At 73.8% G+C, this 24,504-nt stretch carries 20 protein-coding genes; 14 read left to right on the top strand and 6 right to left on the bottom strand.

All coding sequences use genetic code 11. The annotated features are described in order from the left end of the window. Positions 1-2 precede the first annotated feature (2 nt). The 4 genes from BM339_RS35860 to BM339_RS35840 are packed head-to-tail and all read left to right on the top strand — an operon-like array spanning position 3 to position 7,138. On the top strand, positions 3-1,520 hold the full coding sequence (locus tag BM339_RS35860) for an ABC transporter substrate-binding protein (RefSeq protein ID WP_075023766.1): 1,518 nt from the start codon (positions 3-5) through the stop codon (positions 1,518-1,520). Continuing rightward, positions 1,517-2,446 (top strand): ABC transporter permease, encoded by a 930-nt coding sequence (locus tag BM339_RS35855; protein ID WP_256255636.1) that lies wholly within the window; start codon positions 1,517-1,519, stop codon positions 2,444-2,446. The genes BM339_RS35860 and BM339_RS35855 overlap by 4 nt, the downstream gene beginning before the upstream one ends. After that, entirely contained in the window at positions 2,443-4,692 is a 2,250-nt protein-coding gene (locus BM339_RS51925) for an ABC transporter ATP-binding protein/permease (RefSeq protein ID WP_083598346.1), read from the top strand. The genes BM339_RS35855 and BM339_RS51925 overlap by 4 nt, the downstream gene beginning before the upstream one ends. Then, the gene (locus BM339_RS35840; protein ID WP_075023765.1) at positions 4,676-7,138 is read left to right on the top strand and encodes a methyltransferase; all 2,463 of its coding nucleotides are present in this window, start codon (positions 4,676-4,678) and stop codon (positions 7,136-7,138) included. The genes BM339_RS51925 and BM339_RS35840 overlap by 17 nt, the downstream gene beginning before the upstream one ends. Before the next feature lie 6 nt (positions 7,139-7,144). Here the strand turns inward: BM339_RS35840 and BM339_RS35835 are convergent, their stop codons facing one another. Continuing rightward, entirely contained in the window at positions 7,145-8,071 is a 927-nt protein-coding gene (locus BM339_RS35835; protein WP_075023764.1) for an NAD(P)/FAD-dependent oxidoreductase, read from the bottom strand. Between the two features lie 34 nt (positions 8,072-8,105). On the opposite strand from BM339_RS35835, the gene BM339_RS35830 reads away from it, so the two are divergent. Continuing rightward, positions 8,106-8,870, top strand: a complete 765-nt coding sequence (locus tag BM339_RS35830) for a thioesterase II family protein (protein ID WP_177287862.1) — start codon at positions 8,106-8,108, stop codon at positions 8,868-8,870. Between the two features lie 2 nt (positions 8,871-8,872). Here BM339_RS35830 and BM339_RS35825 read toward each other — a convergent pair whose 3' ends face one another. The 5 genes from BM339_RS35825 to BM339_RS35805 form a co-directional block, all read right to left on the bottom strand. After that, the gene (locus BM339_RS35825; RefSeq protein WP_075023763.1) at positions 8,873-9,613 is read right to left on the bottom strand and encodes a class I SAM-dependent methyltransferase; all 741 of its coding nucleotides are present in this window, start codon (positions 9,611-9,613) and stop codon (positions 8,873-8,875) included. A 28-nt stretch (positions 9,614-9,641) separates the two neighbouring features. Next, positions 9,642-10,727: a saccharopine dehydrogenase NADP-binding domain-containing protein gene (locus BM339_RS35820; RefSeq protein ID WP_075023762.1), complete on the bottom strand. Its 1,086-nt coding sequence runs from the start codon at positions 10,725-10,727 to the stop codon at positions 9,642-9,644. Further along, on the bottom strand, positions 10,724-12,736 hold the full coding sequence (locus BM339_RS35815) for a condensation domain-containing protein (RefSeq protein ID WP_083598345.1): 2,013 nt from the start codon (positions 12,734-12,736) through the stop codon (positions 10,724-10,726). Before BM339_RS35815 ends, BM339_RS35820 begins: the two co-directional genes overlap by 4 nt. A gap of 9 nt (positions 12,737-12,745) precedes the next feature. Next, positions 12,746-12,955: a hypothetical protein gene (locus BM339_RS35810; RefSeq protein ID WP_075023761.1), complete on the bottom strand. Its 210-nt coding sequence runs from the start codon at positions 12,953-12,955 to the stop codon at positions 12,746-12,748. A gap of 455 nt (positions 12,956-13,410) precedes the next feature. After that, entirely contained in the window at positions 13,411-14,208 is a 798-nt protein-coding gene (locus BM339_RS35805; protein ID WP_143118740.1) for an FAD-dependent oxidoreductase, read from the bottom strand. A gap of 157 nt (positions 14,209-14,365) precedes the next feature. Between BM339_RS35805 and BM339_RS35800 the strand changes: the two genes are divergently transcribed. From BM339_RS35800 to BM339_RS35760, 9 genes are all read left to right on the top strand, one after another. Further along, entirely contained in the window at positions 14,366-15,025 is a 660-nt protein-coding gene (locus BM339_RS35800; protein WP_021597984.1) for an RraA family protein, read from the top strand. Then, the gene (locus BM339_RS35795) at positions 15,022-16,170 is read left to right on the top strand and encodes a pyridoxal phosphate-dependent aminotransferase (protein WP_075023759.1); all 1,149 of its coding nucleotides are present in this window, start codon (positions 15,022-15,024) and stop codon (positions 16,168-16,170) included. The genes BM339_RS35800 and BM339_RS35795 overlap by 4 nt, the downstream gene beginning before the upstream one ends. Positions 16,171-16,278: 108 nt before the next feature. Next, positions 16,279-16,896, top strand: coding sequence for a TetR/AcrR family transcriptional regulator (locus BM339_RS35790; protein ID WP_075023758.1), 618 nt, complete (start codon positions 16,279-16,281; stop codon positions 16,894-16,896). A 376-nt stretch (positions 16,897-17,272) separates the two neighbouring features. After that, on the top strand, positions 17,273-18,076 hold the full coding sequence (locus BM339_RS35785; RefSeq protein WP_021597987.1) for an alpha/beta fold hydrolase: 804 nt from the start codon (positions 17,273-17,275) through the stop codon (positions 18,074-18,076). Then, a complete protein-coding gene (locus tag BM339_RS35780) occupies positions 18,073-19,185 on the top strand; it encodes a DUF3500 domain-containing protein (RefSeq protein WP_075023757.1) in 1,113 nt (370 codons plus the stop codon). Before BM339_RS35785 ends, BM339_RS35780 begins: the two co-directional genes overlap by 4 nt. Before the next feature lie 93 nt (positions 19,186-19,278). Continuing rightward, entirely contained in the window at positions 19,279-21,015 is a 1,737-nt protein-coding gene (locus BM339_RS35775) for a gamma-glutamyltransferase family protein (RefSeq protein ID WP_244938887.1), read from the top strand. Then, the gene (locus BM339_RS35770) at positions 21,012-21,749 is read left to right on the top strand and encodes a YoaK family protein (RefSeq protein ID WP_083598344.1); all 738 of its coding nucleotides are present in this window, start codon (positions 21,012-21,014) and stop codon (positions 21,747-21,749) included. Before BM339_RS35775 ends, BM339_RS35770 begins: the two co-directional genes overlap by 4 nt. A 138-nt stretch (positions 21,750-21,887) precedes the next feature. Beyond that, positions 21,888-23,222: an MFS transporter gene (locus tag BM339_RS35765; RefSeq protein ID WP_218163844.1), complete on the top strand. Its 1,335-nt coding sequence runs from the start codon at positions 21,888-21,890 to the stop codon at positions 23,220-23,222. After that, on the top strand, positions 23,219-24,439 hold the full coding sequence (locus BM339_RS35760; RefSeq protein WP_075023754.1) for an FAD-dependent monooxygenase: 1,221 nt from the start codon (positions 23,219-23,221) through the stop codon (positions 24,437-24,439). Before BM339_RS35765 ends, BM339_RS35760 begins: the two co-directional genes overlap by 4 nt. Positions 24,440-24,504 lie beyond the last annotated feature (65 nt).

Below are 24,504 nucleotides of genomic sequence, written 5' to 3'. Positions count from 1 at the left end.
CGATGACACCCCTTCGCAAGACCGCCGGCGCGCTCGCCCTAGGGCTGGCTTTCACCCTGTCCGGATGCGGCGGAGGCGGCGACGCGGCCGCCCCGTCCGGTGGGGACACGCTGCGTTACGTCGCGGTCGGCGCCCCAGCCACCGCGATCAACGACCCGCACGGCGGCATCGGCAACCAGTCGGACCTGATCAGGTTCGCGCTGCTGTACGACGTGCTCACCAAACCCAAGGCCGACGGCACCACCGAGTACCGCCTCGCCACGTCCATGACCCCGGACGAGTCCCTGACCACGTGGACGGTCGAACTGCGGCAGAACGTGACGTTCACCGACGGCCGTCCCGTCCGGGCCGCCGACGTGCTGTTCTCCGTGCGCCGCATCCACGGGAAGGCCGCCGAGAACTTCGGGCGCCTGCGGATGTTCGACATGGCCAGGTCCCGTGTGGTCGACGATCACACCCTCGAACTGGTCACCGCCGAGCCCTACGCGGAGGTCCCGCGTGCCTTGGAGTCGGTGACCTTCGTCGTGCCCGAGGGCACGACGGACTTCGCCGAGCCGCCCCCCGGGTCCGGCCCGTACCGGATGACCGGCGGCACGCCGCAGCACGCCGTCCTCGAACGCAATGACCGCTGGTGGGGGCCCAAGCCCGCGATGCGGCGCATCGAGGTGCGGGCCGTGGCGGACCCGCAGGCGCGCGCCCAGGCGGTGATGTCCGGGCAGGCCGATGTCGCCGGCAGCGTCAGCCCCGCCGCCGCCCGCCGGGCGGAGGGGAGGTCGGGCCTCGCGGTCGTGCGCCGGCCCGCCGTCACCATGTACCCGTTCGTGATGCGGTTGGACCGCGAGCCGTTCGACGACCCCCGCGTCCGGGAGGCGATCAAGCTGGCGGCCGACCGGCGCGAACTGGTCGACAAGGTCTTCCTCGGCTACGGAAAGGCCGGCAACGACCTGCTCACCCCGGCCGACCCGTCCAGCCCCCGCGACGTGCCGCAACGCACCCGCGACGCCGCCAAGGCCAAGGACCTGCTGCGGCAGGCCGGGCACGGCGGCGGGCTGACCCTCACGCTGGCGACCACGACCTCCTACCCGGGCATGGACACCGCGGCGAACCTGTTCGCTCAGCAGCTCCGCGAGGCGGGCATCACCGTGCGGGTGAGGATGGAACCACCGGACACCTACTGGACGAAGGTCTTCGCCAAGGCCGACTTCTACACCGGCTTCTTCGGCGGCATCCCCTTCCTTGATGTGGCGCGGGTATCGCTTCTCGCCGATGCGCCCACCAACGAGACGGCCTGGAAGCGACCCGGATGGGACGCCCGATTCGGCAGGGCCCTCGCCACCACGGACGAGCAGGACAGGCGCCGGGAGTTCGGCGCGCTCCAGCGGGAGTTGCGCGACGAAGGCGGCTATGTGGTCTGGGGGACCGGCGACGGCCTCGACCTGACCTCCGCCCGCGTCACCGGCCTGCCCACCGGCCCCGGATTCGAGAGCAGCTTCATCGAAGGGGTGCGGCCGGCCCGGTGATCGCCCGCCTGTTCGCCTCGGCCGCACGCGCCGCCGGCCTGCTCGTCCTGGCCTCCGTGGCGGTGTTCGGCGCCACCGAGCTCCTCCCGTCGGACGCGGCGCGGACCCGCTCCGGCGGGACGGCCGCGGCCGGGCTGCGCGACCGGCTGGGGCTGGACCGCCCGGCCTGGCGGCGCTATGCCGACTGGCTCGCCGGACTGGCGCGCGGGGACGCGGGCGACTCCCTGCTCACCGACCGCCCCGTGGCGCAGATGGTCGCCGAGCGACTGCCCGCCACGCTCACCCTGGCGGGATGCGCGCTCGCCCTGACCGTCCCCCTGATGGGCGCCCTGGCCTGGGCCGTGGGCACCGCCTCGTCCCGCCGCCGGGGCCCCCTCACCGGGGTGGTGACCACGCTCGCGGCGGTCCCGCAGGTGGTGTTCGCCGCGGGAATGACGGCGCTGTTCGCGGGGGTGCTCGCCTGGCTGCCGCCGGTTTCGCTGGTGCCCCCGGACGGGGCCCCGCTGGATCGACCGGAGATCCTGGTGCTGCCTTCGCTGGCGCTGGCGATCCCGGCCGCGGCGTTCGGGGCGGCCCTCCTCGGCGGCGCGGTCGCCGACACGGTACGCCGCCCGCACGTGTCGTCCGCCGTCGCCCGTGGCGTGCCCGGGACGCGGGTGGCGGCGCGGCACGTCCTGCCCTGCCTGCTCGCGCCGGCCGTGCGGGTGCTGGCCGTGGTTGCGGGCGGGATGCTCGCCGCCACGGCGGTCGTGGAGACGCTCTTCGGCTACAGCGGGCTGGGGGAGTTGCTGGTCAGCTCGATCGGAACCCGCGACGTGCCGGTCGTGCAGGCGGTCGCGATGCCGGCGGCGGGCACCGTGCTGGCCGGGCTGCTCACCGCCGACGTGCTCGCCGCGCTGACCGACCCCCACCGGAAGACCGCATGAGCCGGGCGCCGGCGGCATGGACGCTGCTCCTGATGGTCGCGGTCCTGCTGGGCGGGGAGTTCGCGCCGCACGATCCGGCGGCCTCGATCGGCGCGCCCTGGGCCCCGCCCGGCGATGGCTCGTTGCTGGGAACGGACGACGCCGGCCGTGACGTGCTGTCGCGCGTGCTGGCGGGCGGCCGCGCACTCACCGCGACGGCGCTGGCCGCGGCCCTCACCGCCGCGGTTCTCGGTACCGCGGGCGGGCTGGCCGCGGGCTGGGCGGGAGGCCGGGTCGATCGCCTGCTGAGCGGGCTCGCCGACCTGCTGCTCGCGGTCCCGTTCCTGCTGCAGGCGATGGTCCTGGCCGTCGCGCTGCCCGCGCCCGCCGCCGTGGTCGCCGGGACGGTCTGCGGCGGCGCGCCGCTCGGCCTGCGCGTGATCCGGGACCTGACCGGGCAGGCCAGAGGGTCCGGGTACGTGGAGGCGGCTCGGGGACGAGGCGAGACGGCCGCCGCGATCCTCGGCCGGGAGGTGCTGCCCTCGCTGGCCGGGGCGGCCGCCGCCGACCTGGTGCTGCGGTTCGTCCTGGCGCTGCACCTCGCGGCGGCGTTCGGGATGCTCGGCCTCGGACCCGAGCCGCCGGCCCCCGACTGGGGGCTGATGCTGCGGGAGAACCTGCCGGGTGCGGGCCTCAACCCCGTGGCGCTGGTGGCACCGGCCATCGCGCTGACCGTCCTGGCGGTGACCGCCGCCCTGCTCGCGCAGAGCCTCGCCGCCACTCGCACGCCCCGCCCGGCCGAGCTCACGAAAGCCGGGGCGGAGCCGCGGCCCGTGGGCGCTGAGTCGGCCATGGACGGGCTCGATGTGGACGGGCTCGATGTGGTCGATTCCTTTGGCAGGCCCATCATCACGGGCTTCGCCCTGCGCGCCGGGCCGGGCGAGGTGGTCGCGATCGTCGGGCCGTCCGGCAGCGGCAAGACGACGGCGCTGCGGGCCGTCCTCGGGCTGCTGGGGGAGGGGCTTCGGCGTTCCGGCGGGACCGTGCGCTGGCGGGGAGACGACGTCCCCTCCGGCCGAGCGGCCCGCCGCTGGCGGCGCGTCCACGTCGGTCTCGTCGACCAGGACCCTGGCGCCACGCTGGACCCGCTGATGACCGTCGGCGCCGCCGTTCTCGATGGCCGCCGCGAGCCGCGGGCCGCCGCCCGCACGATGCTGACGGAACTGGGCCTTGACGCCGGGCGGCTCTGGTCGCGCCGCGCGAACCGGCTCTCCGGAGGACAGGCGCAACGGGTCGCGCTCGCCCGGGCGCTGCTCACCGGCCCGGCGCTGCTGGTCCTGGACGAGCCGACCAGCGGACTCGACCAGGGCGCCCTCGACCTGGTGGCCGGCGCCGTGGAACGGCGCCGTGGTGACGGGCGCTCCGTCACGCTGGTGGTCTCCCACGACGAGACCTTCGTCGCCCGCGTCGCCGACCGGATCATCGACCTGACCCCGCCCGACACCGGCCGCCCCCTCCCGCGGGCCGTTCCGGCGCCCGTCGGGGAACCGCCGCCGGTGGCCGCCGAGGCGCTGGCCGTGCGGGGGCTGCGCGTGGCCTACGGGCCCGCCGCTCTGCTCGGCGTCGAAGACCTGTCGTTGCGGCGCGGTGAACTCGTCGCCGTCACCGGGCCGTCCGGGAGCGGCAAGACCACGCTGCTGCGCGCCTTGGCGGGACTGCACGTCCCCGCATGCGGCGACCTCGGCGTTCTCGGACGGCCGGCCGCCTGGTCCTTGGACGGACGCGACCGCGACGAGATCCGCGCGATCCAGTTCGTCGGCCAGGACCCGGCGGGCGTCCTCAACCCCGCCCACCGTGTCGCGACCGTCCTCGCCCGTCCGCTCTGCCTACTGGCCGGGACGCCCCCCGCTCAGGCGCGGGAACGCGTCCCCGAACTCCTCCGCCAAGTGGAGCTCGGCCCGGAGCTGGCGGCGCGCCGTCCGGCCGAGCTGTCGGGCGGGCAGCGCCAGCGGGTCGCGCTCGCCCGGGCGCTCGCCGCCGGACCGGCGGTTCTGCTCGCCGACGAGATCACCGCCGCCCTGGACGCCGCGTCCGCCGCGGCCGTCCTGCGCCTGCTCGCGAGCCTGCGCGCCGGCGGCCTGGCGGTCCTCCTGGTCACGCACGACCACTCGGTGGCCGCGTGTGCCGACCGCGTCCTGCACGTCCACGACCGCACCCTCGTCCCGCAGCCCCTCGCACGAACGGAGACCGATGGCCGTGCCCGCTGACCAGCACAAAGATGATCTTCTGCGTCCACTTCGCGCGCACCCCTGGATCGAGGACGCCCGCTTCGCGCCCGACGGAGAGACCGTGCGCATCCGGCCCGCCGCGTCCGCCCTCGCGGTGCGTCCCGCCCTCGGCGGATTGGTCGAGGAGTACCTGGAGCACTGGGGCGAGGTCTACGACTGGACGTACACCGAGGCCGAAGGACGTCGCGCGGACGACCTGGACCTGTCCGGATGGCGCGCCTCCGACACCGGACGCCCGCTGCCCGCCGGGCACATGCGCGAGTGGGTCGACCACACGGTCGGCCTGGTGCTGAGCGTTCGGCCGCGGTGGATCCTCGAACTGGGCTGCGGCACCGGGCTGCTGACGCATCGGCTGCGCGGCCATGTGTCCGGTTACGTGGGCACCGATGTGGCCGGCACCGCCGTCCGGAAGCTCAGCGCCGGCGCCTTGCCGGGAACCACGTTCGTCCGGGCGGCGGCCCACGAAGCCCGGTCCCCGCAGGTGCTGGCCGCGCTGGAGGCGGGCGGCTTCCCCGATGCCCGGCCCGACTGCGTGCTCCTGAACTCGGTGACCCAGTGCTTTCCCGGCGTCGCCTACCTGGAAGCGGTGCTCCGGGACGCCGTCGAACTGGTCGCCGCAGGAGGGACGGTGATCGTCGGAGACGTGCGCGACGCGCGCCTGCTCCGCGACTTCTGCCGCTGGGCGGAGCGCGCGCAGGCCCCCGACGCCGATGCGCGCGAACTCGCGCGCCGCGCGGCGCAGCGCGCCGCGCGCGACCCCGAGCTGCTCTTCGACCCGCCGCTGATCGCCGGACTCGCCGTGCGGGCGGCCGCGGAGACGGGACGCTCCCTTCGGATGAGCGTCCATCCCAAGACCATGCGGGACGAGACCGAACTGACCCGCTACCGCTTCGACGCCGTCTTGCACGTCGACGCCTCGGCGACGCCCACCCCGAAGGCCGCGTCCTGGGACGACTCGGCCGGCGACGAGGCCGCCGCGTTGAACGTGTTGCTGGAAACGGAACCGGTGGCCGTTCACGGCATCCCGCGCACGTCGCTGCCCGCCGCGCGCCTGCGGGAGCTGGTGGGGGAGCGGGCCGCGGTGATCGCCGATCCCGCGGACCCCGCGCGGCTCGGAGTGGTCGCCCCGCCCGAGGCGGCGGCCGTCCCGGTGGAGGAGATCGCCGGCCGTCCCGGGACGGCGCACGACCCGTTCCCTTCCTTCGGCGAGCGCCGGCTCGGCGAGATCGCGCGTGCCGTCCTGCGCCGCGACACGGCCGTCGAGATCGATCGCGGCGACGGCCGGGCCGGGCTGCCGGAGCGCGCCGGACGGGCCGCCGCCCGGGCCGTCGACACGGACCCGGCCGGGTTGCCGGTCTTCCTGCGCAGGCTGGACGAGGTGGCGTTGCGGGCGATGGCGTCCACGCTGCGTCCGGTGGGCCTGACCGTCCCCGAAGAGCGGCTCACCGCCGACGAGATCGCCGACGGAGTGCACGCCGCCGCCCGGCATCGCTGGATCCTGCGCCGCTGGCTGCACGTCCTGGTGGCGGAAGGAAGGGTCGTCCGGCACGACGACGGCCGGTACGGCGCGCTGCGGCCCATGACGCGCCGGGAGGTGGCCGCGGCGGCGGAAGGCGTGGTGGCCGAGGGGGAGGAGAGCGGCTACCCGGCCAAGACGGCCGGTCTCATGCTCACGGCGATGGCGCGGCTCCCCGAGCTCCTGCGAGACGAGCTGTCGATGCGGACCCTGCTGTTCGGCGATGACGGGACGGAGGCCGCCGACGGGGCGTACCGCGAGAACACCGTCAACCGCTACCTCAACGGCGCGGTCGGCGAGGTGCTGCGCTGGGCCGGCGAGAACAACGACCACGGCGGTGCCCTGCGGGTGCTGGAACTCGGCGCGGGGGTCGGCGGCACGACGGCGGACGCGCTGGCGGCGCTCGCCGGCACCGAGATCGACTACCTGTTCACCGATCTGTCCCGCTACTTCCTGTCCCTCGGCCGGGAGCGCTTCGGAGGACGCGACGGCGTGCGGTTCGCGATCTTCGACATCAACCGGGACGCCGCGGTCCAGGGTGTCGCCCCGGGCTCCTTCGATGTGGTGCTGTCGGCGAACGTTCTGCACAACGCCCGCCACGTGGGCGGCATGCTGGCGGGGCTCGCGGATCTACTCGCCCCGGGGGGCCTGTTCGTGTTCGTCGAGACCACCCGCGAGCTGTACTCGATCCTCACCTCGATGCAGTTCCTCATGTCCGCCGGCCCCGGGGAGGAGCGGCTCCATCCCGACGATCCCCGGGCGGCCGGTGACCGGATCTTCCTCACCGGCGAGGAGTGGTCGCGCGAGCTGGGGAACGCCGGGCTGCGGCCGTGGTTCACCCTCCCGCACGACGACCATCCCCTGGCGGAGGCGGGCCTGCGGCTTTTCGTCGCCCGCCTCGCCAGGTGACGACTCCTACTCGGAAGGGAAGCCGAGATCGGATCGAAAGAGGTCGCCGTCCATCCACAACGCGGCGCGCACACCGTCGGCGGCGCCCAGCGAGACCAGGGTCGCGGCGTCGGGGACGGCGGGCAGCTTGGCCGTGTCGCCCGCGGCCGCGACGCCCGGCACGGTGGTCTCCTGCAGCTCGTCGACGCGGACCGTGCCGTCGTCCTGGATCTCGCAGCCGAGCTGGGCCGCCAGCTCCGAATGCTGCCGCGTGGGCGCCCGGTGGTAGACCCCCTGCCGCCGCAGCACGCTCCCGTCCGCGAACCGCAGCGTGACGTCGCCGGCCTCGCCCGACACCTCGGTGATCGGCTCGGTGTTGACGGTGACGCCCTTCTCGCGGAGCTTTTCGGCGATCTCGGCGGGCAGCTCCAGCGGCCCATGGGTGCACAGCACCACGTCGTCGCTGAACCGGTCGGCGACGTACAGCGCCAGCATCGCCTCCCGCGGGACGGTGGTGATGACCGCGAGGGTCTTCCCGCTGGTCTCCCAGCCGTGGCAGAAGGGGCAGTGGAAGACGCCGCGGCCGAACCGCTCGGCCAGGCCGGGGATGTCGTAGGGCTCGTCGACCTGCCCGGTGGCCAGCACCAGGCGCCGTGCCCGCTCCCGCGCGCCGCCGGCCAGCTCGACCTCGAAGTCGTCCTTGGCTCCGCGCGCCGCCAGGACCGTCCCGGGACGCACCTCCACCGAGGGGTAGGCGGCCAGCTCCGCGCGGCCGAGTTCCAGCAGGCGCGCCGGCGGGAAGCCGTCCCGGCTCAGGTACATGTGCATCTCGGCGGCGGGCGCGTTACGGACCCGGCCGCCGTCGATCACCAGGACGCGGCGGCGCTGCCGCCCGAACACCAGGGCGGCGCTCAGCCCGGCCGGTCCGCCGCCCACCACGATCACGTCGTACATGTCGCTCCTCCGCTGTCGGAAATGGTGAGGAATCTTGATCGATGAGTCGTGCGGCGCGTGGCTGCGCCGCTTCCTGCCGCGCCCGGACGCCGGGCTGCGCCTGATCTGCGTTCCGCACGGCGGCGGCGGAGCGGGCGCCTTCCTGGGCTGGGCCGAGCTGCTGCCATCGGCCGTCGAGCTGCTCGCGGTCCAGTACCCCGGCCGCGGGGACCGCCTCGCCGACCCGGTGCCCCGCGCCATGGCCGAACTGGTCACCGAGCTCACCGATGCCATCGCGGCCGTCGCGGACCGGCCCTATGCGCTCTTCGGGCACAGCATGGGCGCCACCGTCGCCTACGAGGTCGCCCAGGAGGCGCGGCGGCGCGGCCTGCCCGGCCCGGTCCATCTGGTGGCCTCCGCGCGGGAGGCGCCGCACGACGAGAAGGGCGGCGACGTGCACCGGGGCGGCGACGACGACCTGTACGCGGAGCTGCTGCGCCTCGGCGGTACCGCGCCGGACGTGCTCGCCGATCCCGGCCTGCGCGCGATGATCTTCGCCTGTGCGCGGGGGGACTACCGGCTCATCGAGACCTACCGGCCGCTGCCGCTGCCGCCGCTGGACTGCCCGGTCACGGTGTTCCTGGGCGACCGCGACCCCGACCTGACCCCGGACGAGGCGGGCCGCTGGCGGCACGCCACCTGGGCCCGGACGCGGCTGGAGGTCTTCCCCGGCGATCACTTCTACCTGGTGCCGCGGCGCCACGCCGTGCTCGCCTCGCTGCGCCGGCTGCTCGCCCCGTACGGCCGCGGGGCCGGCTGACATCACCGGCGCCAGACGCGCAGGCTCTCGGGCGCGTCCGGGACGGGCGACAGCCCGGCGGCGGACAGCTCCGCGGCCAGCAGCTCGTCGGAGACGACGTGGCAGTCGAACTCGGCGGTCTCCTCCTGGACGAGGCGGTCGCCCTCCCAGGTCCGGTAGGTGTTCACCCAGCGGATCATGTCGCCGCCGATCACATCCGCCCGCGACACCGTGTCGTACCGGCGGCGGCCGAGGGTGCGTCCCGGCACCACGCTGGACGGAACCTCCTCGGCCTTCTGCGGATACTGCGCCTCCACGATCAGCAGCCCGCCCGGAGTCAGCGCCCGCGCCCACCTGCGCCACAGCCGCGCACGCTCGGCCGGGGAGAAGTGCATCACCAGATTGAGCAGGACGACCGCGTCGACGGCGGTTCCGGGATCGGCGGTCGCCGCGTCACACGGCAGCACGGTCACCCGCCGCTCCGCCCCGGGCCGCCTCGCCAGCCTCGTGACCAGCGCCGCCCGCATGACGCGCGCCGGCTCGATCGCGAAGATCTCCGCCCCGGCGGGCAGGGAACTGAGCATCGACTCGGTGAAGTAGCCCGTCCCCGCACCGACCTCGGCCACCGACCGTGCGTCCTTGAGCAGCCCGCCCACCGCGGCGGCGAGGCCGGCCCAGTGCTCCTCCGGCAGGATCAGGTCGTAGTAGGGGGCATTGATGGCATATCCCAGGCCCTCGTCCGCCCGGGCCGTCTCATCGGTCATTCCTCACGCCCTTCTTCTCGGTGGTGGATCAGGCCAACTCGATGCCGGTGACCAGCGGATCGCCGGACAGCAGCGCCAGGGTCTCGGCCGCGTCCAGCACGTCCGCGGCGAAATGGACGCCCGCCGGGATCCGGCCGGTGAGCGACTCCCGCACGGTCAGCGCCGCCACGACGCCACTCAGTGCGTAGGAGTCGGGAGTATGGAGAACAAGGCGGCGCGGACGTCCCGGTGTGGAGTCACGGTGCACGGCCTGGAACAGCATCGTGTAGTAGGGCCCCGTGGCGGCCAGGTCGGCGTCGGCCGCGGCCACGACCGCCGGGACGTGCCGCTCGGGCGGAGCGTCCCCGTCCCCGCTCGCGTCGTCGTCCGCCCATGCCTCCGCGAGCGCCCGGGGAATCGCTTCGGTGACGTAGACGGTGTAGTTCCGCAGCTCTTCCACGTCCAGTTCGGCGGCGAGCCGCGCCGCCTCGACCGACAGGAACGGCCAGGCGTGCACCCGTCCCCGGAACCCCGGCAGGGTGACCGACCGCAGCGGGCGCAGCGCGTTCGGCAGCACCGCGCCGGCCCGCCACACGGCCAGCGCGGTCCCGAACCGGGGACCGCGCGTCAGGAGCGCGTCCACCGCCGACAACGGGCCGATCGCGGCCGCGCCGCCGACGTAGAGGTCCAGCCGGGACGGCGGGCCGTCCGCCGCCAGCAGCCGGGGGAGCAGGCCGGAAAGCCCCGGCATCAGGCCCGCCGAGAAGACCGCGGCCTTCCGGCGGGCGGGGCCTTGGCCGAGCGCGTCGGCGGCGGCCGCGTCACCCGCCGCGTCGACGTAGTGAGCCCCGCCCGCCAGTGCCGCCCGGGCCACCGTGTCGAGCACCAGGTACGACGGGCCCGCGCAGTTGACCACCACGTCGCAGCCGGCGCAGAAGGCGCGCAGGGCGTCGGCGTCGTTGAGATCCACGCGCACCGGTTCGGTGCGGGCGCGGGGCACTCGGGCGCCGACCTCGGCGGCCCGGTCCAGATCGCGCCCGCCGAGTCGCAGGTCGCCCAAGTCCCAGGAGGCCAGCCGGTCGACGGCGACCCGGCCGACCGTTCCCGAGGCGCCCAGCACGCCGATCGTCGTCATCGGCCCTCGTCCAGATCGCGGACGACGGCCGCCAGACCGGCCACGGTCGGGGCGTCCAGGAACCGCCGGACCTGGACGGCCACGCCCTCGTCCTTGGCCAGCCGTGCCAGGGCGCGCACGGCCAGCAGTGAGTCACCGCCGAGGGCGAAGAACGGCGTCGCGCGGTCGAGGACCGGGGCGTCCAGGATCCCCTCCCACAGCAGCGCGATCCGCTGCTCCAGCTCGTCCCTGGGCGGCCCGGCCTCTTCGCCCGTGCCGGCCGCGGCGGGGCCACCCGGTGAGAGGCCGCCGTCCCGTTCCGGCTCCGGAGCGGCGGGCAACTCGACCACCCGTTCCCAGCCTGGCCCGTCGGCCAGGTCCCCGATCAGCTCCACCAGCTCCGCGAAGGCCGCGTCGACCTCCTGCGGATCGAACAGCTCGCCCACCAGCGAGAACGCGACGGCCATCGCGCCGTCCATCTCCCAGAACCGCGCCTCCAGGGCGACCTGGGGGGTGCGGAGCTGGTGGTAGTAGTCGGCGAAGTCCAGCCGGCCGAGCGGTCCGGCCGACGTGGCCTGGCTCTCGCCGATGGCCGCGTCCATCCCGAGGGTGCTCTGGAACACCACGGGCGCGACGGGCCGGGTCGTCCCGCGCCTTCGGGCCAGCTCCCGCGACACCTCCACACCCGAGATCAGGTTGTGCGCCGCGTACTCGGTGAACGTGCGCTGCTGGCCGGCCGCCAGCTCGGCGAAGGTTCGTCCGGTGCCGGGTTCGGCGGGGACGAGCATGGTGGACGCGAACGCGCCGATCGTCCGGTGGATGTCGGGATGCAGCGGCAGGCGGTTGAGCTGCAGGGTGTTGAGCAGCATCCGGCGGTGCCCGGCCCAGCGGGCGAGCACGACCGAGAACGCGGTGAGCATCGCGGCCGACACGGTGACGTCGTGCGCGGCGCACCGTTCCCGCAATGCCGCCCATTTCGCGGCTTCCAGCCGCGCCTCCCGGCTGTCCATCAGGGTCGGCGCCACCTCCCGGGGATCGGCGCGCAGCGGCAGCGCGGGCGGGAGAGGCGCGCCGTCGAGCCGGTCCCACCACCAGTCGCGGTCGGCCGCCCAGGCCGCCGTCCGGCGCAGCCGCCCGATCGAGGTGACGTAGTCGCCGAAGTCGACCTCCAGCGGTGCCAGGACGGCGTTCCAGTCGGCCGCCAGCGCGAGCAGTTCCCGATTGAGCACCGTGGCCGACCATCCGTCCATCGCGACCAGGCTCATCGCGGTGTGCAGCCGCCCCCGCCCGCCCGGCAGGAGGCTCAGCCGCGCGTCGAGCCCGGGACCGGACAGCGGGTTCGGCCCGGTCCCGGCCATCTCCCGCCGCACGGTCGCCAGCGTTGCGCGGATCTCGTCCTCGCCCGCCTCGCGCAGGTCGTAGACGCGGGGCCGCGGGATCGCGCCGGGTGCGTCCTCCGGCAGGACGTACTGCATGCCGTCGGGCGTGATGCGGGCCCGGAGCGTCGGCTGGTGCAGGGCCAGCCGTCGCAGCGCGTCGGCCAGTGTCTCCTCGGCCTCCTCGGCGTCCATGTCCGTCAGGCCGACATCGCCGTAGAAGTGCGCCGAGTCGTACGAGAGCTCCCAGCCGTCGTGCTGCCCCACGAAGTAGCCCTGTTGGAGCGGCATCAGGGGAAAGGGTGCCGCGGGGTCGGCGCGGTGCTCGATCTCCACGGGAAGGGCCCGTGCCGTCGCTCCACCCTGGCCGCGCCGTGCCACGATGTCGGCGAGCTCCGACAAGGTGATCTCCACGGTGACGTCGGACAGCGCGAGCTCGACCGACAGCCGCTTGCGGATCAGCGCCGACATGCGCACGGTCAGCACCGAGTCGCCGCCGAGCCGCAGGAAGCTGGCGTCGCCGCCGATCGTGCCGGGGTCCAGGTCGAGCAACTCGGCCCAGATCCGGGCCAGGTCCGGGACGATCTCCGCAGGGGGCCGGGCCCTGGCCGGGGGCGGCGCTTCGCCGGGGCCGGTGGCGGACGGAATGGTCATCTGATCTCCTTACGGCTCCCGCGCGGCGACGAACAGGCGCTGCGAGAACGCCGCCGGCGGATGGTCGGGATGGGGCAGGTCGAGGAGCGGTGCCAGCCCGGCGGTGCGGACGGCGGCCAGCGATTCCCGCCGGGTCAGGTAGGTGCGGCCGGTCCCGGCCCGCCCGTCACGGCGCTCGGGACGCGAACCGCCGGGACGAGCCGACAGCAGGAACGGCATCGAAGCCAGCGACTGGTGGTGCTCGTGGCACGTCTCGACGAGCAGCAGCGCACCGCCGGGCGCCAGTGACTCCCGGACACGTCCGACAGCGTCCCTGTATGCGAGGCGTTGTGCGCCGCGTTCACGGCGACCACCAGATCGAACGGGTCCGGTCCGCACTGCGCGGCGAGGTCCCGGTCGAAGCCACGACGCGGGGACGCGGGAAGGGGTGTCCGGCGAACCGGATGCGCGCCGCGTCCGTGCCCGGTCCAGGGTCTCCCGGGCTTCGGCTGGCCCCGCCCGATGAGCACGGGCGCGCATCGTCACGGCCGGGCGGCCGGTGGACGAGCCGAGCCCTGGGCGAGTCGCGCCGTCAGTTCGGGTGCGAGCCCGATCGTTGCCCGCGGCCATCTCCTTCTGCAGCGTGGCGCAGTCATCGACGCCCTCATGGAGCAGATCGCGCAGCCGGTGGGCGCTCATCGCGGCGACCGACATGCCTTGCGCGTAGACCGGGTTGAGCGCGCATGTGGCCTCGCCCACCACCAGCAGGCCCGCGGCCACGCGGCGAAGGCCGGGAAGCCCTCTTCATCCGTCGGTGGGTGGTCATCGAGGCAGCCGTACAGCGACACCAGCCGGCGGCCGCCCTCGACCGGCACCAGCGCACCTCCGCGAAGCGGTTGCGAGGGCCCCGGCTGGACCGAGATCACCCGCCACGCGTCGCCGAAGTCCGCGGGCATCGCGTAACAGCGGCTGGCGTATCCCGCGCGCGAGTCGACGAGCGTGGTCTCCGCATCGTCGCAGTCGAGCGAGGCCAGCCACTCAGGTGTCCTGGAGCGGCGCCCCGACGTGTCCACCACCAGGTCTGCGGCGACCTCGGTGGTCCCGCCGTCACGCCGCACGACGGTGACCTCGGTGATCCCCGCACCGTCCGCGCGCAGGCCGGTGACCTCCAGCCGGTCACGCATCCGGATGCCCGGGAGGCTTTCCGCGCGGCGGCGGACCACCCACTCCACGAGCTCCCGGCTCGCCGACGGCACCGTGCGCGACGGCGCGAAGCGGTGGCACCAGCCCGCCGGGCTGAGCCACACGTGGTCGTAGGGGGTGCGCAGCGGCACCGCGCCGGCCGCGTACAACTCGTCGGTGACGGCCACCGCGTCCCGCCCGACGACGGTCACCCGCCGGGCATGCCCGGCCAGTGCGATCGCCGCGGGCAATCCCGCGATACCGCCGCCTATGACCGCGACGTGATGCCGGCGCTCCATGGAACTCCTCATCTGGGGAGGCTAGAAATGATAATCGTTTTCGCCAGCTTGCGCAGCCCTCACTCTCGGCTCGTTGAGTCGTTCGGCGGTTGGGGGGTGTAGCCGGACACCCTGGAGTTGTGGTTCTCTTATATGAGATAGTTGCCTCATTTAGTAGGGGAGTCCCATCGTGTTCATCGTTGCGGCGACGGACCGCGTGTTCGTCGCTCCGAGCTGGGACCGCGCGGCGGCGGTGCGGAGTCGCCGTCTGGGGGAGGTGCCGGCCGCCAACGTCGGCGACGCGCTGCAGCGGATGACCGTCATGGACGGCGGCATCCGGCTGTTCACCGAGCACGCCGCGCTCCTCGGAAACGCCCTGACGGTGGACGTGCGGTCGGGTGACAACCTGGCCGTCCACCGGGCGCTCGACGAGGCCCGGCCGGGCGACGTCCTGGTCGTGAACGGACACGGGGACATGACCCGTGCGCTGATCGGCGACCTCATCGGCGAGATCATGCTGAACGCCGGGGTCGTCGGCGCGGTCGTCGACGGGGCCGTCCGCGATGTCCGGGCGCTGTCCGAGATGGGCCTGGCCGTCTACGCGCGGGCGGTCACCCCGGCCGGGCCCTTCAAGGACGGGCCCGGCGCCGTCGGAGCCCCGGTGGCGGTCGGCGGGGTGGTGGTGGAGGCGGGCGACGTGCTCGTCGGCGACGCCGACGGCGTCGTCGTCGTGCCACGGCACCGCGTGCAGGAGGTCGCGGACGCGGTCGACGGGATCGGCGAGAAGGAGGAGGCGCTCCGGCAGCGCATCCTCACCGCGCGCTCCGGCCGGGCGGGGGTGGCCCGATGACCGCCCTGCCGTCCGCCTTCCGGATCGCGGAACTGCGCCGCTTCTCGCGGCGCCCGGCCCTCGCCCCGGCCCCGCCGGGGGCCGTCTCCCTCGCCATGGGCGAGCCGGACCTCCCGACGCCGCCGCCGGTGATCGAGGCCGCGGTGGCTGCCCTGCGCGAGGGGCACACCCACTACGCCGACCAGAAGGGCCTGTGGGAGCTGCGCGCCGCGCTCGCGGCCGGACTGCCGGCGCACCCCGGCCGGACGTGGACCGCGGACGACATCGTGGTCACCCACGGCGCGACCGCCGCGCTCGCGGCCGTGGTGCTCGCGACGATCGGCCCCGGCGACCGCGTGGTCGTCCCGGAGCCCGCCTACTCGCTGTACGCCGACCTGGTCGTCTTCGCCGGGGGGACGGTGGATTTCGTCCCGCTCGCCCCGGACCTGCACTGGGACCTCGACGCGCTGGCCGCCGCGCTGCCCGGGGCCGCGATGATGATCTTCTCGAACCCGTCGAACCCGACCGGCATCGTGCACCGCGAGGAGGAGCTGGAGGCCCTCGGGAAGCTCCTCGACGGCTCCGACGTCGTGGTCGTCAGCGATGAGGCGTACCACCGGCTGGTCTACCCGGGGCACGCGCTGACCTCCGCGCTGGAGATCGCATCGCTGCGAGACCGGACCGTGTACGTGCAGACGTTCTCCAAGACGTACGCGATGACCGGCTGGCGGGTGGGGTACCTGACCGGTCCGCGCGAGGTGGTCGACGCGGCGGCGCACGCGCACCGGACTTACAACGGCTCGTTGAACACGGCGGTCCAGCACGCGGCCCTCGCCGCCCTCGACCTGCCGGACGGCGTCGTCGACGCCATGGTCGACACGTACCGGCAGCGGCGCGAACTCGTGGTCGACCACCTGTCCGGTGTTCCCGGTCTGCACCTGGTTCCGCCGGAAGGAGCGTTCTACGGGTTCCTTCGCTACGACGCCGACCTGCCCTCGGAGACGGTCGTCCGCGAACTCGCCGAGCGGAAGGTCATGGTCCGGGCCGGCGCCGAGTACGGGCCGTCGGGCGAGGGACACGTCCGGATCTCGTTCGCGGCCGCCGAGAACGACCTGCGGACCGGGCTGGCCCGTATCGTCCGTCACCTCGGCGATGCGCGATCCTGACGAGGCCGGGCGGGTGTGCTTCGCACCGCGGATGTCCGTGCGGGCCAAGGCGAGCCGCCCGGAGGGCGATACCCTTCGCCTGTACTCAGTCGAGGGCGAGGGGAGCCTGTGACCGATCAGCAGGCCGCCGCGCGCGGGGGGCGCAAGCTGCGCAGTGACACCCGCCGCAACCGCCGGCGCCTCCTTGAGGCCGTCGGCGACCTCGCCCGGGAAGCGCCCGATCAGCTCACCATGCAGGCGGTCGCGACCCGCGCGGAGATCGGCCCCGCCACCGCCTACCGCTACTACTCCTCGATAGAGGACGTGCTCGCGGCCTATGTGCTCAGCGTCGTCGAGGAACTCCGCGACTTCAGCGCGGCGTCGACCGCGGAAGGGCGTCCGCTGTTCGACTCCGTCGTGGACAAGTGGATGGACCTGCTCGCCGAGCACGGCCCGGCGCTGGTGCGGCTCCGGTCCCGGCGGGGCTACCTGGAGCGGCTCCACGCCGGGAACGAGATCATCGCCGCGACGCGGGAAGCCTGGACCGGGCCGGTGCGAGGGCTGCTCGACGACATCGGCCTCCCGGACGACATGATCGAGTACGCCCTGTTCCTCGCGAACATGATCTTCGATCCGCGAGAGATCCAGGACCTGCTGCAGGAGACGGACCTGTCCCGCCGGGAGGTCGTGACCCGGCTGACCGAGGCCTACGGCGGCGCGCTGCGCGGATGGGCGCGGGCAGGCTGATCCCGCCCCGACGTCGGCGCGTGGCAGCCCATTTCCGACCGGTCCGGCGCCTGGCCGCGGGGTCCCGTATGTGCCGCCACCGGTGACGATGCTGGTCGGCGCACGGCCGCCGTTGTGATCGGTGCCGGGACCTCGGCCACGGCGGCCGGCCCGGCACCGCCGGCGCATCGCTCGCCGCCCGCCCGGGCTTTCGGGAAGACGCTGCGCGGCCGGGACCGTTCCACGCAGTAGCCGTGAGGCCCCCGCTCGCACGCACCTCGGGTCTCCCGTGTCATGGGATCGCCTCCTTCTGGCACGAGGCGCGGCGAGATTAATGTGATACGATTCTCTCAATTCGGATGACAGTCTCGCACCTCTGGCGACAGGGAGGTCCGTAGTGGCAGCGCAGCGGCAGGAGCGCGAACCCGCCGACAGTTCCACCATCCGGGCGGGTGGGCTCGACGTCGGGTACATCGATCGCGGCAGCGGTGTGCCGCTCGTCCTCATTCACGGCGGCGAGGGCGACCGCACCGCGTACGCGACACTCCGCGCGCACCTCGGCGCGGGGATACGGGCGATCTCCTACGATCAACGCGATTCCGGGATCACCGTGAACCCGCCCGTTCCGTACACGCTGGGCGACCTCGGCGATGACGTCGCCGACCTGCTGGACGCGCTGGGACTGCGGAGTGCGCACCTGCTGGGCACCTCCTTCGGCGGCGCCGTCGCGCAGCACGCCGCGCTCCGGCATCCCGAGCGCGTCGAGTCCCTCGTCCTGATCGCCACCACGCCGAGCTTCGCGCTGGGGGCCGACGCGATCAACAAGCTGCTGAACCTGTCCTACGGCGACATGCGGGACGCGGTCGACGACTACTTCGTCACGCCCGAAGGCAGGGCCAGGATCGGCACCCGGGCCGCCCAGACGCTCATGACCCGTGACCCCGAGCAGCGCGCCCGCCGCCACGCCGCCGCCCGGGAGCACGAGATCCGGGACCGCCTCGGGGAGATCACCGCGCCCACCCTGATCGTGCACGGCACGGAGGACCAGCTGGCGCCCTACCCCGGCGCCGTCATGATGGAGCAGCGGATGCCGAACGCCGAACTGCGGTCGATCGAGGGCGGGCGGCACGCGGTCGGGATGGAGTTCGCGGACGAGATCGCCCTCTGGGTGCGCGAGTTCCTCGGGGTGACCGCGGAGTGAGCCGCGCCGGCCGTGAGGTCGCGGACCGGATGGCCGAGGCGGCCCGGGCGTGGCTCGCCTCTCTGGACGCGGACCAGCGCACGCTGGCGGCCGGGCCGCGGCCGGGAGCCCGCGGCGAGGCCGAAGCCGAGCGCACCCGCTGGTTCTACACCCCCACCGACCATGGCGGCCTCACCTTCCACCAGCAGCGCCCCGCCCAGCACCGGCTGATGATGCGGCTGGTCGCGAGCGGCCTTTCCGAAGCCGGGTACACCACCGTCGCCACCGTGCTCGGCCTGGAGAACGTACTCGACCGCACCGAAGGCTTCTCCGTGAACTGGGGGCGGGAACGCACCCGCGACCCCGGCATGTACTACCTGCGGGTCTTCGGCGAGCCCGGCGGGCCGCTGCCGTGGGGATGGCGGTTCGGCGGCCACCATGTCTCGCTCAACAACCTCGTGGTGGACGGGCGCGTCGCCGCCACCACGCCGTGCTTTCTGGGCGCCGACCCGGCCGCGTCGCCGCTACTGGGGGGCGCGTCGCTGCGCCCGCTGGGGGCGGCCGAGGATCTGGCCCGCGAGCTGGTGCGGTCCCTGCGTCCCGAGCTCGCCGCACGCGCGGTGCTGCTGGCGCGCCCCCCGAACGACATCGTGACGGGCAACGGCGCCCGGGTCGACGGCCGCGTGAGGAAGCGCGGCGAACTCTGGCGCCCCGGCCCGCACGTCCCGGACCGTGCCGAGGACCCGGCAACCGGCCTCGACGGCGCGGACCAGCGGGCGCTGGACCTCGCCTCGACGCCCAAGGGCGTTCCGGGCGTCGAACTCGACGCCGCGCAGCGGGAGTTGCTGCGGGCCCTGCTCGGCACCTACCTCGGCCGCGTCCCGGAAGAGGTGTCCGCGCTGCCCCGCTATGACGACCCGGCGGCGCTGGACGCCGTGCACCTCGCCTGGGCCGGGTCCACAGCGGCGGGCGAGCCGCACTACTACCGCCTGCAGGGGCCGCGGTTGCTCGTCGAGTGGACCAACGTCCACCGCGGCGCCAACCACGCCCACGCCGTGTGGCGGGACCCGGACACCGACTTCGGCGGGGACGTCCTCGCCGCCCACCACGCCGCCCACCACGTGCCCTGACCATGGGATGTGACAGACATGGCCGGTCAACAGCCATCACGGACCGACAATCCACCCCACAAGACCCGCCCCACGCTCCGGGGATCCTTCGGCATGTGCGCGTCGACGCACTGGCTGGCCTCCGCGACGGCCCAGTCCGTCCTGGAGCGGGGCGGCAACGCGTTCGACGCGGCGACGGCCGGCGCCTTCGTGCTGCACGTGGCCGAACCCCATCTCAACGGGCCGGGCGGCGATCTCGTCGCCGTGCTCGCGACCGCGGCGGGCGCGTCTCCGCTCGTGCTGGCCGGGCAAGGGCACGCTCCGCGGGGGGCCACGATCGAGCACTTCCGGGCCGAAGGACTGGACCACGTCCCGGGCTCGGGCGCCCTGGCCGCCGCCGTCCCGGGGGCCGTGGACTCCTGGCTCTGGCTGCTCGCCGAGTTCGGCACCTGGGAACTGGCCGGCGTCCTGGCCTACGCGATCCACTACGCGGAGCACGGAGTTCCGGTCGTCCCCCAGTTGGCGCGCGTCCTGGCCACGGTCGAGGATCTCTTCCGCACGCACTGGCCGACGTCGTACGCGCTGTGGATGCCCGGAGGACGGGTCCCGCGAGCGGATGCCACGCTCGTCAACCCCGAGTACGCCCGGACCCTGCGCCGGCTGAGCGCCGCGGGCGCCGGCACGACGAGGACCGCCCGGATCGACTCCGCGCGGCAGACCTGGCGGACCGGGTTCGTGGCGGCCGCCGTGGGCGAGTTCGCGGCCACACCGCATCGCCATTCCTCGGGCCGGGACCACGCCGGAGTGATCACCGCCGCCGACTTCGCCGACTTCCGCCCGTCCGTCGAACCCGCGGTCACCGCGGAGTTCCGGGGGGCCACGGTGGCGAAGGCGGGCCTGTGGTCCCAGGGGCCCGTGCTGCTCCAGTGCCTCACCATGCTCGACCACTTCGACGATGAGCAGATCGATCCGTCGACCGCCGAGGGAATCCACACCATCACCGAGGCCGTGAAGCTGGCCATGGCCGACCGGGAGGCGTTCTACGGGCATCTGGATCCGGAGGACGCGGAGGCCGTGGTGCGCCGTCTGCTGTCCCCCCGGTACAGCAGGGAGCGCGCCGGCCTGATCGGCAGGGACGCGTCGACCGCGTTCAGGCCCGGTGACATCGGCGTCACACCGTACACACCGCCGCTCGACACCGATCGGCAGGCCGTCCGGGTCGAAGGCGTGGGAGAACCCACCGTGCAGCACACCGGGGAGACCCGGGGCGACACCTGCCACATCGACGTCGTCGACCGCTGGGGGAACATCATCTCCGCCACGCCGTCGGGAGGGTGGCTCCAGTCCTCTCCCGCCGTGCCCGGTCTCGGCTTCGCGCTGGGCACGCGGCTCCAGATGGCGTGGCTGGATCCGGCCGCCCCGTCGCGGCTGGAGCCGGGACGGCGGCCTCGTACGACACTCACCCCGACCCTGGTGCTCCGCGACGGCAGGCCCGTGGCCGCGCTGGGTTCGCCGGGGGGCGACAAGCAGGAGCAGTGGCAACTGCTCTACCTCGTGCGCACGCTCGCTCTCGGCCTGGACCCGCAGGAGGCGATCGACGCACCCGCGTTCCACACCACCGCGGTACTGAGCTCGTTCTGGCCGCGGACCTGGACGCCGAGGGGACTGGTCACCGAGGAGCGAGTGGGCGGGACGGTCATCGACGAGCTGCGTGAGCGAGGCCATGACGTGACCGTCTCCGGACCATGGAGCCAGGGCCGGCTGTCCGCCGTCACACGTGATCCGGACAGCGGAGTCCTCCAGGCGGCGGCGAACTCGCGCGGCGCCCAGGGCTACGCCGCGGGGCGATGAGCGGCGTCGCGTCCGGCACCCGCGCCGGCGGCCGGCCGCTGCGGCGGCGTGTCCCGCCACTGGGTCTCATGCTCGCGCTCACCTTCGCGACGGGCGTCGTCGACGCCGTCGGATACCTCCGCCTCGACCAGGTGTTCGCGGGCAACATGACGGGCAACGTCGTCATCCTCGGCATGGCGGCCATAGGCGGGACGGGGCTGCCCGTGGCCGGCCCGGTCGCCGCGCTGGCGGCCTTTCTCGCCGGCGCGGCCATGGCCGGGCGGGTGCTGCGCACCGCCGCCTCGGGCTGGAGCCGCCGGTGCACGGGCCTGCTGGCCGGCGTCGGGCTGGTCCTGGCCGCCACGGCGCTCGGCCTGGCCGCGACCCGGGCGGGCGCCCCCGGCGTCCGCGCGTCGATGGCGTCGTCGCTCGCCCTGGCCATGGGGGTCCAGGCGGCGACGGCCCGCCACCTGGCGGTGAAGGACGTCACCACCGTCGTCGTCACCTCCACGCTGACCGGCCTCGCGGCGGACTCCCGGCTGGGAGCGGCCCGCGGGCAAGGGGCGCTGCGCCGAGGCGCGGCCGTCGCGCTCATCATCGCCGGAGCGGTCAGCGGCGCGGCGCTGTGCCAGGTGCACGAAGGCCTCGCGGTGGTGACGGCGGCGTTCGTCGTGCTGGCCGTGACCGGCCTCGGCCACGCGTCCGCTCGCCCCGCCGACCGCGCGACGGCGGTCCCGACGCGGCGAAACCCATGACAGTCCCACCCGGCATCCCCGGATGTCCCGATCGCACGAACGACCGCGAACAGCCCACGAAGAAAGGTATGGACGTTCATGTCCTCGACTTTGGCACCTCCGGTCCGTATCGGAAGGGTCGCTCTGGGGGCCCTGGGCATGCTGGCGGCCGCCACCGGGACCCTGGAGTCGGTGGTGGCCCCGACGCTGCCGCTGTTGCAGCGCGAGTTGTCGATCAGTCCCGCCCAGGGGGCGCTGCTGAGTGTCGTGATGCTCGTCACCGGCGCACTCGTCGCGCCCATCGCGGGGATTCTCGGGGACCGCTGGGGCGGTAAGCGGGTGATGATGCGGCTGATGGCGGTCGTCTCGGCCGGCGGGATGGTGTCGGCGCTGGCGCCGAACCTGTGGGTGCTGCTGCTGGGGCAGATCCTGCAGGGCGCGATGGTCGGCGCGATGCCGCTGTCGTTCATCCTGGTGCGCAGGCACATGCCGTCGGGGCAGTCCCAGGTCGCCATCGGGGTGGTCAGCGGGTTGTTCGTGGGCGGCGGCATGCTGGGGACGCTGATCGCCGGGCCCATCGCCGAAGGGCTGTCGCGGCACTGGATGTTCGCGATCCCGACCTTCGCGATCATCGCGGCGACCGTGTCCATCCACAGGCTGATGCCGGACGATCCGCCGGGCCGGCCGGCCGGCGGGATCGACTGGCCCGGCCTGGTGCTTCTGAGCGGCGTCCTGCTGACGCTCATGCTCGTGCTCTCGATGGCGGCCGACATCGGCGAGCAGCCACTGGTGTTCGGCGCCCTCGTCGTGGTCCTGGCCGCACTGGTGACCGGTTGGGTGGCCGTCGAGCGTCGTGCCGCCTCACCGCTGGTCGATCTGCGCATGCTCGCCAGGCCCGCGATCTGGAGCTCCTATGTGATCACCTTCGCCGTCTGCGTGGGCACCGCGGTGTCGATGTTCATGGTTCCGCAGCTGTTCGCGGTCTCGGGTGACGGATACGGTTTCGGGGCCGACTCCACCGACATCGGGCGGTACCTGCTGCCCGGGACCGTCATGGCGGCGATCAGCGGACCGCTCGGCGGGATCGCGGCGCGGCGGTTCGGGGCCGGCGCCGCGGTCAGCACCGCGATCGGCCTCCTGGCGGCCACACTCGTCGCCGTGGCGTTCGTGCACGCCGAGGTGTGGCACCTCGTGGTGGGCAAGGCGCTGATCGCCCTGGCCAGCGGTGTCTGCGTCACCGCGATCGTCATCAAGACCGCCACCAGTGTCGATCACGACAACACCGGCACCGCCACCAGCCTGGTCCTGGTGATCCGCGTGCTGGGCTTCGCCACGGGCGCACAGGTCAGCGGCGCCTTCCTCACCGCCGCGACCCCCTCGGGGTCCGACGTCCCCGCCGGATCGGCCTTCGTCACCGGCTTCGTCATCGCCGGCATCGTCAGCGCGCTGTCCCTCCTCGTCGTCCGCACCATGAGCAAAGGAACCAAGGCATGACCCGCACCGATCCGGCGACCGGCATCCGCACCGCGCCGAAACACGAAGTACTGATATCAGGGGCGAGCATCGCGGGTCCTGTCCTCGCGTTCTGGCTGAACCGGTACGGATACGCGGTCACGGTGGTGGAGAAGTCGGGCACGCTTCGCAGCGGTGGCTATCCCATCGACGTGCGCGGCACCGCACTTGAGGTCGTCCGGAAGATGGGGATCCTTCCACGACTGCGGGACGCACACGTCGACCTGCGTCGGCTGACCTTCCTCGACGGGGACGGCGCCGAGGTGGTCTCGCTCAACCCGCACACCGTCACCGGTGGTGTCGCGGGACGGGACCTGGAGGTACGGCGCGGGGACCTGACAGAGGCCCTTTATGCGGCGGTCCGTGACGACGTTGAGTTCATGTTCGGCGACTCCATCGAAACACTCGACCAGTCTGACCACGTGGTCGATGTCACCTTCCGCGGGGGCGGCAGCCGCACGTTCGACATGGTGTTCGGCGCCGACGGTATGCACTCACATACCCGGGAGATGCTCTTCGGCCACGAGAAGCAGTTCCACCGCTACCTCGGCTACTGCTTCGCAGTGTTCACCATGCGCAACACCTTCGGGCTCTCCCACGAGACCGTGATGTGGAACACCCCGGGCAGGGCCGCGGCACTCTACGCCGTGGGGGACGGCGACGAAGTGCACGCCTTCCTGAACTTCGCGCAGCCGGAACCGCCGTTCGACGCGTTCACGAACCCGGAAGCCCAACGGGACCTCGTCGCCACGGTCTTCGCCGACGCGGGATGGGAGGTCCCGGGCATGCTGGCCGCCATGCGCGAGGCGGATGACCTGTTCTTCGACGGGGTCGGCCAGATACGCATGCCCCGCTGGTCCAGCGGCAGGGCCGCGCTGGTGGGCGACGCCGCGTACGCGCCCTCGTTCCTCACCGGACAGGGCACCAGCCTCGCGCTCGTCGGCGCGTACATGCTCGCCGGTTCCCTGGCCGCCCGGGACCACGCCGCGGGCTTCGCGGCCTACGAACACACCACCCGTGATTTCGTGACCATGAATCAGGACCTCGTCGGCAAGGGCAGTGCCACACTCTTCCCGACCACCGCCCAGGCCCTGGAAGAACGCAACAGCAGGCTGCGCGACCTCAGCGCCATGCCCGCCGCGGAGCCACGCCCGGCCCACTCGGCCCTGACCCTCCCCGACTTCGAGCCGGCGCCCTGATCTCCGACGACAACCCCGACCACCCGAGAAGGCCGGGTATGTCCAGGTGGGGGTGGGTATGGGGT

Origin of the sequence: Actinomadura madurae, from assembly GCF_900115095.1 — a bacterium.
GTDB lineage: Bacteria > Actinomycetota > Actinomycetes > Streptosporangiales > Streptosporangiaceae > Spirillospora > Spirillospora madurae.
This window is presented reverse-complemented; position numbering and strand designations above follow the sequence as displayed.